Below are 14724 nucleotides of genomic sequence, written 5' to 3' on the forward strand. Positions count from 1 at the left end.
AGAGAATTTGGGAGGAACGTGAACGCCGTTCTCAAAGTGGCCGCGTTGGGTCTCGCGCAGTTGGTCGCGATCGGACTGCTGGTGTTCGTGCCGGCAGGCACCATCGATTATTGGCAGGCCTGGGTCTTTCTGGCGGTGTTCGGCCTCGCGGCGTGGATCCCCAGTATTTATCTGCAGGTGACGAATCCCGTGGCGCTGCAACGACGGATGCGCAGCGGCCCGGTCGCAGAGGGCCGTAGGGTGCAGAAGGTCGTCATGCTTGGCCTTTACGGGTCGCTGGTGGCGATCTGCGTGGTCAGCGGGTTTGACCATCGGTTCGGCTGGTCGTCGGTACCGGCGGCGCTGTGCCTCATCGGTGACGTTGTGGTTGCCGTCGGTCTTGGCGTGGTGGTGATGGTGACCATTCAGAACAGATACGCGTCGACAACGGTGCAGGTACAGAGTGATCAGCACGTCGTCAGCACCGGACTCTATGGGCTGGTGCGGCATCCGATGTATACCGGAAACGTTTTGATGCTGGTCGGGCTCCCCCTCGCGCTGGGCTCCTATTGGGCGCTCATCTTCGTCATGCCGGGCGTGGCCGTACTCGCGGCGCGGATTCAGGACGAGGAGAAGCTGCTCGGCGACGAACTAGACGGATATCGCGAGTACACGCAGAAGGTGCGTTCGCGGCTGATTCCGCAAGTGTGGTGATGGCGCTGATGATTCGGCTCGATCGACAGGCTCAAGAAAGCAAGGAGCAGTTCAGGTGACGGATCTGCAAGTGCGGAAGATGCGCTTTGGCTTCGCCGACTACCCGGTTCCATTCTGCTGGAACCCTTCTGATCCGGCGTTCTCCTGCGCCGCAAACGTGCTGTCGTTCCTGTTCCTCGCCATCGAGAAGATGATCAGCACGACGGTCCACGAGGCTATGCCGCTGATCACCGACCCGCAGGTCGCTGAGGAGGCCCTGGCGTTCGTCCGCCAAGAGGGCCAGCACAGCATGGCCCACCGTCAGCACGCGAAGGGGCTGATCAACGCATATCCGGTGATGGAGGAAATCCTCGACGAATTGATGGCGGTCTATGACGATCTGGCCGCCACCACGTCGGTGAAGTATCGGTTGGCCTACATCGCCGACCTCGAGGCAACCTTCACACCGACGTTCACCATGATGCTGAACAACGCAGACACCTTGTTCGCGCCCGGTGACGACCGCGTGGCCTCGCTGTTTCTGTGGCACTTCGTAGAAGAGATCGAGCACCGCAGCTCGGCATTGATCATCTACGACGCCGTGGTCGGCGAACCGTGGTACCGCATGCGGATGGCCCCCTCGATATTTGGGCACGCCGGCAACGCGATGGTGACCGTCACCAACCGCTTCAACTCCCACATCCCGCTCGATGAGCGCAAGGTCGACGCGACGTCGATGTTCGGCCCGAACGTCAAACTAGCACTGAAGCAACGGTTTCCCTCACTGAGGAAGTTCAGGCGATTCGATGTGCCTGACTACGGTCCGACGCAAAGGTTCTATCCGCACATACCGCTGCGAGTGCAGGCCGTCGCCGCGATGGGGGTCATAGCCAGTCAGTTTCCAGGGCATAACCCCGCACGACACAAACTGCCTGCACTGGCCGCTGAGTGGCTTGCTCGCTACGACGCGGGTTACGACGTCACCAAGTGGTACAGCGCGGCAAACACGCAAACCTCAGAGGGCTAGCGCGAAGACGACCGCACCCCTGACCGAAAACCGATTGGCAGGCGACGGTGCCGGTGCTATTTTCGTGGAGCCGTGCGACAAGACCAGGAGGTGGTATCCGTGAACGTATCGACGTGGGTGCTCCTCTTCGGAGTCACGGTCGGACGATAGGTCGTCCGGGAGCGCCGTTTTCAGCGCGCACTCCCGAAAGGCACGACCATGCACTTCACTTCCGAACAGCGTCTCGACGACGGCAGCCTCGAACGCGAGTTCATCCTCGACAGCATCCCCGGCATCCTCTGGACGCCGCCGACACCTTCGCCGGCACCGCTGATCCTGCTCGGCCACCCCGGCGGACTGCACACCATGTACCCGCGATTGGTCGGGCGAGCGAGGCGGTCTGCGGCGAGCGGCTTCGCGGCGGCCACCATTGAGCTTCCCGGCAGTGGTGACCGCCCCCGATCAGCCGACGCCGAGCAGGCCCGCGCCGATCTGCACCGGGCATTGGCAGCCGGCCAGCCGGTCGACGAGATCGTCGACCGGCTGGTCATTCCCCTGGTCGACAAGGCAGTCCCGGAATGGCGGTCGACCCTGGATACCTTGCTGTCGTTGCCCGACGTGAGCGGCCCGGTCGGTTACTCGGGCGGCTTGATCGCCATCGGTATCCGGCTGGCGGTGGTCGAGCCCCGCATCGCCGCCGCCGGACTCTTCGCCGGGAGCTTCGTGCCGCGATCGATGTTCGACGAAGCCCGCCGGGTCACGATTCCGCTGCACGTCCTGCTGCAGTGGGACGACGAAAACAATGACCGACAGCTGGCGCTCGACCTGTTCGAAACCTTTGGTGCCCAGGCAAAGACGCTGCACGCCAACATGGGTGGACATGCCGGCGTGCCGGATTTCGCCGGGGACGAGGTAAACCGGTTCTTTACCCGGCACCTGCGGTGAGAGTCAGGACATCTGCTCGCTCAACTGTCGCACTGTCGGCACGTCGAACAGAGTCAGCAGCGATACCTCGACACCGAGCTCGGCCTTGATCGCGGCAACTGTCCGCATCGCCGATAGCGAATCGCCACCGAGATCGAAGAACGAGTCGTCCGCGCCGACGCGTTCCAACCCGAGCACCCGGCCGATAATGTCGCACAGCGCCTGTTCGATATCGGTGGCCGGCGGCGTGTAACCGCCCGCGGTGTCGCGGCGTTCAGCCGGCTGTCTTCGACTGTCCCAGGGCTCCAGCGCGGCCAGCTCTGAGACGGTCGCCATCGTCGTCAACGCCTGATCGAGTTGCCTGATAAACCGCTGAATACTGTTGTCGTCAAATACATCAGTGCGGTATTGGATTCGAAGATCCAGCTCGTTCCCCGGCACCGCTTGGACTGTCAGCGGGTAGTGGTAGTAGTCGCGGCTGTCGACGTCGGTGACGCTCAAGCCGTCCGCACCTGATAGCAAGGACGTGTCGGTGGGATAGTTCTCGAACACGAAGACGGTGTCGAACAGTCGTTCCCGGCCGGCGATCCGGTGAATTTCGTTGAGCCCCAGATGCTCGTGCTCGAGTGTGCGGTAGCGGGCCTGCTGCAACTCATCGAGCAGTTCGGCCACACCCGCGTCGGGCGAGATGTTCACCCGAAGCGGCACCGTGTTGATCAACAGGCCCACCATCGAATCCGCACCCGCCACCTCGGCCGGCCGGCCCGCGACCACGACACCGAAGGTGATCTCACGCTGGCCGGTCATTGCCGCCAACAACTGTGTCCAGGCCGCCTGCAGCACGGTACTGACAGTGGTCTGATGTGAGCGCGCCAGGTCGTTCAGTGCCTGCGTGGTCTCTTCGGAGACCCGCAGTGAGAGGACGTCTCTGGGTCCGGACCTGATGCCCGCTGGTCCGATCAGGGTCGCAGTATCCAGGCCCGCCAACGCTTCTCGCCAGGCTGATCGCGCGGCGTCGATGTCGCGATCGGCCAGCCAGTCGATGAATCGGCGGTACGGCACGGCGGCGGGCAATCGCTGACCGTAGTAGCCGGCGAAAACCTCTTGCAGCAGCACGCCGAGCGACCAGCCGTCGAGCAGGATGTGGTGATTGGTCAACACCAGCCGGTGCTGATCCGGGGCAATGCGGATCAGCACCGCCCGGAAGGCGCTCTGCTCAGCCAGATCACACACCGCGGCCCGCTCGGCCACACACAGCCGTTCGATCTGTTCGTCGCGGTCCTCGGCGCGGGTGAGGTCGACGTACTGCCATGGCACCACTGGATCGGCCGGGATGACCTGGACCGGCTCCCCATCGGCAGGGCCGCAGAACCGTGCCACCAGGTTGGGATGCCGTTGCACCGCCGCCTGGACGGCCTCGTGCAGCCGGTACGGGTCGAGCCGCCCGCTGAGGGCGACGCCCATTTGCACCCCGTACACGTCATCACCAGAACTGTGAGCGACGTTGGCGTGGAACAACAATCCGTGCTGCAGCGGCGTCAGCGGCAGGATATCGGCGACATCGTGGGCTTGGCACAGTTCGTCGATCTGCTCTTGCGTCAGGCGGGCGGGCGCGATATCCGACGGCGTCAGTCCCCCACCGCCGCCGTGCACGTGCGCGCAGATTCCGGCGAGAGCGTCGAACCACAGCCCGGACAGTCGCGCGACCTGTGCGTGGTCCAGCGCCGAGAGCGCCCAGGTCCAGCCCGCCCGCAGGCGCGGCCCGTCGGCCGTTTCCACAGTGCCGGCATTGAGTTCGACGGTGTGCATCAAAGGCATGGGGACCGCCGCCGCGGGGCCGGTCACCTTCCAGCCGTCTTCGCGGATCTCCCAGAAGTCACCGGATACCTGGCCACTGCCGGCGCCCATCCGGCCCAGATAGTTGAAACCGATTGTGGGATCGGCACCGTCGAGGTGGACATCTGTGTTGAGGTAACGCAACAGGCCGTAGGTCAACCCGTCCGGCAAGGCCCGAAGCTGCTCCTTGGCGTCCTTGATGATGGCACCCAGCACCGGGTCGCCGGTCAGCACCTGTCCCCAGTCGAGCCCGCCGACCGCAAGCGATACCGGATACTTGGTGGTGAACCAGCCCACCGTTCGTGACAGGTCGACAGCGTCGATATCGGAGGCCACTTCTTCCTGGCGGCCGTGCCCTTCGGCGTCGATGACGACGGGTGAGTCTGCCGTGCCGAGGAATTCGCCCAGCGCCAACCCGAACGCGATCAACAGGATGTCGTTGATTCCGGCGTGGAACGCGGAGGGCACTTCGCCGAGCAGCATCCGGGTGGTCTCGGTGTCCAGCTCGACTGACAAGCTGCCGGCGTTGGCGTAGGTATCGATCCCAGGTTGGACAGCAGGCAGTGGCGCGGGTACAGCCGTGATGGCCCGCCACCGCTCGGCCTGGCTGACCACCTCCGGGTGGTACGCGTGCTCGGCCAGGATCGACGCCCAGCGGTTGAACGATGTCCGCGGCGCGGGCAGCGACACGGGCTGTCCGCCGTGCAGCTGTGCCCAGGCGAGGTTGAAGTCCTCCAACAAGATTCGCCAGGAGACACCGTCGACGGCCAGATGATGGACGATCATCAGCAACTGACCGGTGGGGACGGCCCACAGCGCGCTGACCATCGAACCGGTCTCCGGGTTCAGCCTCGCCCGGGCCTTGGCCACCGCCTCTTCCGACAACACGTCGACCGTGTGGAGGCACATGCGCGCGTCCACCGATTCGGGCTCGGGCACGGTCAGTGACCACCGGCCGTCTTCTCCGGCCGACACGCGTAGCCGCAACATCGCGTGCCGATCGAGTATGGCTTGCAGAACCACCAGCACGTCGTCTTCTGTCACGCCGACCGGACCCTGGATCAGCACAGTCTGGTTGAACTGATCGACCGGACCGGGCACGTCATGCAGCCACCGCATGATGGGCGTCGCGAGCAACGGACCGACGCCGTCGTCGAGCACATCGGAGTCGGTGCCGGCGAGCGTGGCGACCCGGGCCAGCCCGGCCACCGTCTGTTCGACGAAGATGTCGCGCGGGCGGCAGAGCACGCCTGCGGCACGTGCCCGCGCGACCACCTGCATCGACAGGATGCTGTCGCCGCCCAGCTCGAAGAAGGATTCGTCGACGCCGACCCGCTCGAGTCCGAGGACTTGGGCGTAGATGGCCGCCAGGGTTTCCTCCATCTCGCCTTCTGGCGCTCGGTAGGAGTCGACGTCCTGGTAGTCCGGCGCAGGCAAGGACTTGGTGTCGAGTTTTCCGTTGACCGTCAGCGGCAGCGCGGCGATGGCCACCACAGCCGACGGCACCATGTACGACGGCAGCCGGTCACCCAGCACGGTGCGAGCGCTCGCCACATCCACGTCGCCAGTGACATAGCCGACGAGGCGTTTGTCGCCGGGGCGGTCTTCGCGGGCGATCACCACCGCCTGCTGGACGCCATCCAATTCGCTCAGTGCGGCCTGGATTTCGCCGAGTTCGATCCGATAACCGCGGATCTTCACCTGCTCGTCAGAGCGGCCCATGTAGCGCAGCTCGCCGTCAGCGCCCCAATACATCAGGTCACCAGTGCGATACATCCGCGCTCCGGGCTCCCCGAACGGGCACGCCACGAACCGGGTCGACGACAGGCCGGCCCGGCCGATGTAGCCGTCGGCCACACCACCGCCGGCCACATACAACTCGCCGACCACCCCCGGCGGAACCGGCCGCAACAACGTATCCAGCACGAAAAAGCCCAGATGACCCAACGGCACCCCGATCGGACTGACCGCACTATCCACATCGGCGGCATGGATCTCGCGGAACGAGGCGTGCACCGTCGTTTCCGTGATGCCGTACATGTTGATCAGGCGGGGCGCAAGCGGATGATTCTCCATCCACGAGCGCATCCGTTGCGGTTCAAGCGCTTCCCCGCCGAACACCACCGCCTCCAATGCCAGCCGAGCACCGAGCTCGGGCTGGGCCGCGTCAGCGGACTGCAACGCATAGAACGCGGACGGGGTCTGGCTCAGCACAGTGACCCGCTCGGAGACCAGCAACGCGAGCAGATCCTCCGGCGAACGCACCACCCCATCAGGCACCACGACAACGCGGCCACCATAAAGCAGCGCACCCCAGATCTCCCACACCGAGAAATCGAACGCCAGGGAATGACACTGCGACCACGCGTGTCCCGCCAAGCCCATATCCGCGTCAAGAGTCTGCAGCAGCCGAATCACGTTGTGGTGCGGGATTTCCACACCCTTGGGTGTTCCCGTGGTGCCCGACGTGTAGATGACGTACGCGGCGTCATCGGCACGCGGCACCGGCAGCACGTGGCTGGTGTCGACTCCAGCGTCGGTCAGCTCTTTCGTGTCGATGATCGAAAGATCATGCCCATCAAGCTGTTCGACCAGCGCGGCGGTGGTGACGGCAGCGACCGGCTTGGAGTCGCCGAGCACAAACTGCCTGCGGGCCTCGGGCACCGACGGGTCGATCGGCACATACGTAGCACCGGTCTTCACCACCGCCACCATCGCCACGATCGCCTCGGCCGACCGCGGCAGCAGCAGCGCAACCCGCTCACCCGGCCCCGCCCCACGACCAACCAACACACGCGCGGCACGCTCAGCCGCCACATCCAACTCGCGGTACGTCATCGATACACCCTCGAACGACACCGCCACCGCATCCGGCGTCCGCACAACCTGCGCGGCGAACGTCGACGCGATCGATTCGGGGCTGGCGGCCGGCTGGAGCAGCGCCGCGCGGTTGCCGACCTCATCGAGGCGGGTGTGCTCAGCGGAGTCCAGGACATCCACTGCCGACAAAGGCTGAGCCGGATCGGCAGTCATCTCCACCAGAACCCGCTGCAGTCGATCGACGAGTGCCCGGATGCTGGCCACATCGAAGACGTCAGTGCGGAATTCGACGCCGCCACCAATACCGGCAGGCTCGCCGGCCGCGTTCCACCGTTCGGCAAGGTTGAACGTGAGGTCCATGCGGGCTGTCTGGGTGTCCACCGCCAGCGGCTCGACCTGCAGATCACCCAGCGACAATCCCGCGGCGTCGCCCGCCTGCCAGCCAAAGTTCTGCCAGGCCAACACGACCTGCACCAGCGGGTGATGCGCCATGCTCCGGGTCGGCTTGAGGCGCTCCACCAACACTTCGAACGGCACGTTCTGATGCTCGTAGGCGGCCAGACTGCGTCGGCGGACCTGTGCCAGCAGATCGGCGAACGTCGGGTTGCCGGTCAGGTCAACCCGCAACACCAGGGTGTTGACGAAGAAGCCCACCAACTCGTCGAGCGCGGCGTCGCCTCGCCCGGCGATGGGGAATCCCACCCCGACGTCGTTACTGGCGCTCAGGTTCGACAGCAATACCGCCAAGGCGGTCTGCACCACCATGAAGCTGGTTGCGTTGTTTTCCCTGGCGATTCGGGTGATCTGCTCCTGCAGGTCGGCAGGCCAGTCAATGTCCAAGCGAGAACCGCGATAGTCCGCGACCGCCGGGTAGGGGCGATCGGTCGGCAGCTGCAGGTGTTCCGGCATGCCGGCCAGGGCGTCTTCCCAGTAGGCCAGCTCGCCGGTAATCCGGCTCTCGCTGTCGGCAAGGTCGCCGAGCTGATTGCGCTGCCACAGTGTGTAATCCACATACTGCACCGCCAGGTCGGCCCAACCTGGGGCCTCGCCGGCAGACCGGCTGGCGTAGGCCACACCCAGATCGCCCACCAGTGGGGCCACCGACCAGCCGTCGGCTGCGATGTGGTGCACCACTGCGACCAACACATGCTCGTCGTCCGCGACGCGGAAAAGCCTTGCTTGCATGGGGATTTCGGTGGCCAATTCGAATGTGTAGCGCACTGCGGCATCGATGGCCGCCTGCAGTTGGCCGTCCGACCAACCGGTGGCATCGACGACGGTCCAGCCGAAGTCGGCCGGCCCGGCGGCCACCACCAGTTGATGAGGAACGCCGCCGTCCTCGGGAAACAGCGTGCGCAGGCTTTCCTGACGGTCCACCACATCGGCCAGCGCAGCACCCAGCGCATCGGTATCGAGCTGTCCACGCAGCCGCAACGCCACCGGCAGGTTGTAGATCGGAGACGGCCCCTGCAACTGGTCGATGAACCACAACCGGTTCTGCGCGAACGACAGCGGAACGACGTCGGGGCGCTCCTGGGCCACCAATGGCTCGGACCCGCCGTCGCCACCATCGATACGCGGCGCCAGCTGGGCGATCGTCGGTGCCTCGAAGAGCACGCGCACCGGGATCCCGGCATCCAGGCTGCTGTTGATCCCGGCGATCAGGCGCATGGCAGACAGCGAATCGCCACCGAGGTCGAAGAACGAGTCGTCGACGCCGACGCGTTCCACACCGAGCACCTGGGCGAAGATGCCGGCCAGGATCTCTTCGGTCAGCGTGGACGGCGCCCGATAGCGGTCGGTGCCTTGGTAATCCGGCGCCGGCAGGGCGCGACGGTCGAGCTTGCCGCTGACCGTCAGGGGCAGCGCCGCCAGAGCCATCACCGCGGCCGGAACCATGTACGCCGGAAGGCGTTCGGCGAGCACGGTGCGCGCTTTGGCCGGGTCGGCCGTTCCGGTGATGTAGCCGACGAGGCGCTGGTCGCCGGGGCGGTCCTCGCGGGCGATCACCACAGCCGCCTCGACGCCGTCGACTTCGCTCAGCGCGGCCTGGATTTCGCCGAGTTCGATGCGATAACCGCGGATCTTGACCTGCTCGTCGGCACGCCCGAGGTATTGCAGCTGCCCGTCGGCGCGCCACTGCACCAAGTCGCCCGTGCGGTACATGCGCTCACCGGGTGCCCCGAACGGTGACGCGACGAACCGCGACCCGGTAAGACCGGTGCGGCCGACATACCCGACGCCCACGCCGCGGCCCGCAACGTACAACTCGCCGACCACGCCTTGCGGCACCGGCTGCAGTCGCTCGTCGAGGACGAACAGCGCCGACGTCGCCACCGGGCCGCCGATCGGCGCAACGCCCAGATCCACCGATCCCGCGGTGAGCGGCACGCTCATGGATGCGTAAATCGTTGCCTCAGTGGGGCCGTAGGCGTTGATCACCACCCGACCTGGTGCCCACACGTCGACCACCTCGGCCGCGCAGGCCTCACCGCCAAGTAGCAGCGAGACCGACTCCAGTCCCTCCGGGTTAAGCGCATTCACGGCCGACGGGGTTTGAGTCAGCACGTTGACGTGTTCGGCGACCAGCAGGTCGTGGAAGTCGCTCGGCGAACGGACCACCGCATCGGGCACGACCACCAGCCGTCCGCCGGCCAACAGCGCGGCCCAGATCTCCCACACCGAGAAGTCGAATGCGTAGGAGTGACATTGCGTCCACACCTGCTCGGCGGGCAGCCCGACCGGCGGGGAGTCCGCCAGGTGGGCCAGGTTACGGTGGCTGATCGCAACACCTTTGGGTGTGCCGGTGGTGCCGGAGGTGTAGATCAGGTACGCGATATTGTCCGGGTCCGGGGCCGGCAGCGCGGTGTTGGGCAACGTCACGCCGGCGGTATCGAAGTCGGCGATGTCGAGGACCGACACGTCGTGTCCATCCAGCCGGGACCGCAGCGCCGCCGTGGTGACGACGACGGTCGGTGCGGCATCGGCCAACATGAACGCGATGCGAGAATCCGGCAACGCAGGGTCGATCGCCAAGTAGGAGGCCCCGGTTTTCAGGGCCGCGAGCATGGCCACGACGGCCTGCGCGGAGCGTTCCAGCAGCAGTGCCACGCACGCGCCCGCACGCACACCAGAATCAGAGAGCCAGTGCGCCAACCGGTTTGCGGACTCGTCAAGTTCGAAGTAGGTGATCGACCGGTCGCCATCGCTGAGCGCGATAACTTCGGGTGCGCGGGCTACCCGCGCGGCCAGCAGTTCAGGCACCGATACAGCGGCGTGCGCCCGCTGAGCCAGTAATGCCCGGTTGCCGACCTTGTCGAGATGGGCGCGTTCGGCTGGGTCTAGGACATCGATCGACGACAACCGCTGTGCCGGGTTGGCAGTCATCGCCACCAGCACCCGTTCCAGCCGCTGCACCAGCGTCTCGATGCTGGCTGCGTCGAACACGTCGGTGCGGAACTCGACCATGCCACCGATCCCGGTGGGCTCACCTGCCTGGGTCCAGCGTTCGGTCAACGAGAATGCGAGATCCACACGTGCGGTGTGGGTGTCGAGCGGAAGCTGGGTGACTTGCAGGTCGCCCAACGCCATTGCGATCTCTTCGCTGGTCTCCCCTGGCAGGTTTTGCCAGGCCAGCATGACTTGGACCAGCGGATGATGATTCAGCGATCGGGTGGGCTTGAGCCGGTCGACGACGACTTCGAAGGGCACGTCTTGGTTCTCGTAGGCAGCCAGACTCCGTGTCCGCACCTGAGCCAGCAGCTCGGCGATGGTGGGGTCACCACCGGTATCGACCCGCAACACCAGTGTGTTGACGAAGAATCCCACCAACGCGTCGAGCGCGGGGTCGCGGCGCCCACCGATCGGGAATCCCACTGCCACATCGGAACTCGAGCTGAGCTTGCCAAGCAGCAGCGCCAGCGCTGCCTGAACCAGCATGAAGCTGGTCGCGTTGTGCTCCCTGGCCACCGCAGCGATCCGCTCCTGCAGCTCGATCGACCACTGCCACCCGATGGTCGCGCCGCGCTGATCCGCCACCGGCGGATACGGCCGGTCGGTCGGCAGCTGCAGCCGTTCGGGCATGCCCGCCAAGGCGTCTTCCCAATACGCCAGCTGCGCGGCGATCAGGCTGTTCCCGTCGTCCAGATCACCGAATTGCGCCCGCTGCCAGAGGGTGTAGTCGACGTACTGGACCGGCAGGTCGGCCCACACAGGCTCCAGGCCTGCGGACCGGCAGACGTAGGCCACGCCCAGGTCGTGTACCAGTGGCCCGATCGACAGGCCGTCGGCAGCGATGTGGTGCGCCACTGACACGACGACATGCTCGTTGTCGCTGACGCGGAACAGCCGCGCCTGCATGGGAATTTCGGAGTCTAGATGGAATGAGTGCAGCGCCACTTCGGCGACCGCCTCGTCCAGCTGGGCTTGCGTCCAGCCGGCCGCATCGATGACATCCCAACCGAAGTCAGCCTGCACGGCGGGCACCACGAGCTGCTGGGGGATCCCATCGGGCGCCGCGAACGTCGTGCGCAGGCTCTCATGGCGGCCCACCACATCGGCGAGCGCCGCACCGAGTGCCACCGTGTTCAGGTGGCCCTGCAACCGCAAGCCGACCGCCATGTTGTATGTCGGTGAGGGCCCCTGCAATTGGTCCAGGAACCACAGCCGGTTCTGCGAGAACGACAGGGGGATCACTGCCGGCCGTTCCATGGGTGCCAGCGGCTTCAATCGATCGTCGTCTCCACCGATGCGCGGCGCCAATTGGGCGATCGAAGGTGCCTCGAACAATGTCCGCACCGAAAGGCGGGTGTTCAGACCGGCGTTGACCGCCGCGATCAGGCGCATCGCCGACAGTGAATCTCCACCGAGCTCGAAGAACGAATCGTCGACGCCGACACGATTGAGACCCAGCGTCCTGGCATAGATGCCAACCAGGATCTCCTCGACGGCGCTCGCCGGGGCGCGGTAGGCGTCGGTGTCCGCAAATTCGGGTGCCGGCAATCCTTTTCGGTCGAGTTTGCCATTGACCGTTAACGGCAGTGTCTCGATCACCATGATCGCGGCGGGAACCATGTACTCGGGTAGCCGCTCGGCCAACGCCGCGCGCGCCGTTGCGGGATCCACCGATCCGGTGACGTAGCCCACCAGGCGCTTCTCGCCGGGGCGGTCCTCGCGGGCGATCACAACCGCCTGCTGAACCCCGGGCACTTCGGCCAGGACGGCACGCACTTCACCGAGTTCGATGCGGTACCCGCGGATCTTCACCTGCTCGTCGGCGCGGCCCACGTAGCGCAGCTCGCCATCAGCGCCCCACCACACCAGGTCCCCGGTGCGATACATGCGGTCCCCCGGCGCCCCGAACGGGCAGGCGACGAAACGCGACGACGACAGTCCCGGCCGTCGCCAATAGCCCAGACCTGCTTGCGGTCCCGCCACATAGAGATCGCCGACGACGCCGGCCGGCACCGGGCGCAGCCACTGATCCAGAACAAAGAACGCCAGGTCCGCCAGCGGGCCGCCGACCGGGCTGACATCGGAGTCGCCGGCAATGTCGGTTTGCACGATCTCCCGGAACGACGCGTGCACCGTGGTCTCAGTGGTGCCATAGAGATTGAACAGGCGCGGAGAACCGGGGTGGCCGTCCAGCCAGGTCCGAAGACGTTGTGGTTCAAGCGCTTCACCGGCGAAGATCACCGCGTGCAGCTTCAGCTGTCGTCCGATGGCGGGTTGCAGCGCGTCAGCGGTCTGCAGCGCGTAGAACGCCGACGGCGTCTGGGACAGGACGGTGACCTCTTCGGCGGCCAGCAGAGCGTGGAATTCCTCCGGCGTGCGGGCCACCGATTCGGGCACTATCAGCAGCCGGCCGCCGTACAACAGCGCGCCCCACATCTCGCAGACCGACACATCGAAGGCCAGTGAATGCCACAGCGACCAAACTTGCTCCACCATATCGATCTCGGTGTTCATGGCGTCCAGCAACCGGGTCACGTTCTGGTGCGTAATCGCGACACCCTTGGGGATACCCGTGGTACCCGAGGTGTAGATCAGATAGGCGACGTCATCCGGCGCCGGAACGGCCAGTCCGGTACTGGGCTGGTCGCCGACAGCAGGATCGTTGACATCGACGACCCGTAGATTTCGACCCGCCAGCCGATCAGCCAACTCCGCATTCGTGATCGCGGCCACGGGCGCGGCATCGTCGAGCACCAGCTGCATCCGCGCTGACGGCGCGGCGGGGTCGATCGGCACATAGGCCGCCCCGGTCTTGAGCACCGCCAGAATCGACACGATCGCTTCCGCCGACCGGGGCAACAACAGCGCTATGCGCTGCCCGGGACCAATTCCCTTGTCCACCAATAAGTGCGCGAGCCGATTGGTGGCTTCGTCGAGTTCGCGGTAGGTCCACGAGCGCTCACCCCAGGTGAGCGCGAAAGCCTCCGGAACACGCGCCACCTGCGCGGCGAACAACGAAGGTATCGACGAGGAGGCGGACGGCGGCTGCATTAGCGCGGCCCGGTTGCTCCACTGGTCGAGGTGGGTGAGCTCAGCGTCGCCCAGCACATCGATCGACGACAGTGGGCGCTGCGGATCGGCGATCATGGCCGCCACGACACGTTTGAGCCGTTCGATCAGCGTTTCGACGTCGGCGGTGTCGAACACCTCGGTGTCATACTCGACCCGGAAAGTCAGTTCATCGCCCGGCAGGGCCTGTACGGCGATCGGGTAGTGGTTGTACTCGCGGTGCGCGAAGTTCGTAACGGCAAGGCCGTCGCTACCCGAGAGCTTGGCGGCATCAATCGGATAGTTCTCGTAAACGAAGAACGTGTCGAACAGGTGCTCCTGACCCGTCACACGGTGAATCTCGTTGAGCGCCAGGTGCTGATGTTCAAGCGTTTGGGCGTGATCGTTCCGCAGTTGCTCCAGCAGTCCGGCGGTGGTGGTCGTCGCGTCAATGCGCACCCGCACCGGCACCGTATTGATCAGCAGACCCACCATCGAGTCGGCGCCCAGCACCTCATCCGGGCGACCCGACACCGTCGTACCGAACGCGACATCACGCTGACCCGTCAGCGACATCAACACCCGCGCATAAGCACCCTGCAACACCGAGCTGACCGTCGTATGAGACGACCGCGCCAGTGCGCCGAGCGCCCAAGTCGCCTGCCCGGACATCGTGGACGTCACGACATCGCGTCGCCCCAGGCTCGCCCGGCCCGCAGCACCGACCAACGTCGGCGTATCGAACCCGGCCAGAACCTGCCGCCAGGCCGTACGCGCAGCCTCGACATCACGACCAGCCAGCCAACTGACGAAACGCCGATACGGCGCAGCCGGGCGCAAGCGCTGCCCGTAATAGCTGGCGAACACCTCGCCCAGCAGAATCGGTAGCGACCACCCGTCCAACACAATGTGGTGGTTGGTCAGCACGAACCGGTACTGGTCGGCCCCCGTGCGAATCAACGCCG

General features: G+C 65.6%; 4 protein-coding genes. 3 read left to right on the forward strand and 1 reads right to left on the reverse strand.

Annotation, left to right across the window (positions count from 1 at the left end; genetic code table 11):
- Window positions 1-18: 18 nt before the first annotated feature.
- The 3 genes from CG716_RS27535 (at window position 19) to CG716_RS27545 (ending at window position 2623) form a co-directional block, all read left to right on the forward strand.
- Window positions 19-693, forward strand: coding sequence for a methyltransferase family protein (locus tag CG716_RS27535; protein WP_094484314.1), 675 nt, complete (start codon window positions 19-21; stop codon window positions 691-693).
- Between the two features lie 55 nt (window positions 694-748).
- Window positions 749-1699, forward strand: coding sequence for a metal-dependent hydrolase (locus tag CG716_RS27540; RefSeq protein WP_165774329.1), 951 nt, complete (start codon window positions 749-751; stop codon window positions 1697-1699).
- Between the two features lie 198 nt (window positions 1700-1897).
- On the forward strand, window positions 1898-2623 hold the full coding sequence (locus CG716_RS27545) for a dienelactone hydrolase family protein (protein WP_094484315.1): 726 nt from the start codon (window positions 1898-1900) through the stop codon (window positions 2621-2623).
- 3 nt (window positions 2624-2626) lie between these two features.
- Here the strand turns inward: CG716_RS27545 and CG716_RS27550 are convergent.
- Window positions 2627-14724, reverse strand: a 12098-nt coding sequence (locus tag CG716_RS27550) for a non-ribosomal peptide synthetase (protein ID WP_094484321.1), incomplete at its 5' end; no start/stop codon positions are given.

The sequence above is a fragment of the Mycolicibacterium sphagni genome, from assembly GCF_002250655.1.
Classification (GTDB): Bacteria; Actinomycetota; Actinomycetes; order Mycobacteriales; family Mycobacteriaceae; genus Mycobacterium; species Mycobacterium sphagni.

Excerpts from the sequence above, each read along its gene's own strand:
- CG716_RS27545 (WP_094484315.1), top strand. The coding sequence starts at position 1,898 with ATGCACTTCACTTCCGAACAGCGTCTCGACGACGGCAGCCTCGAACGC.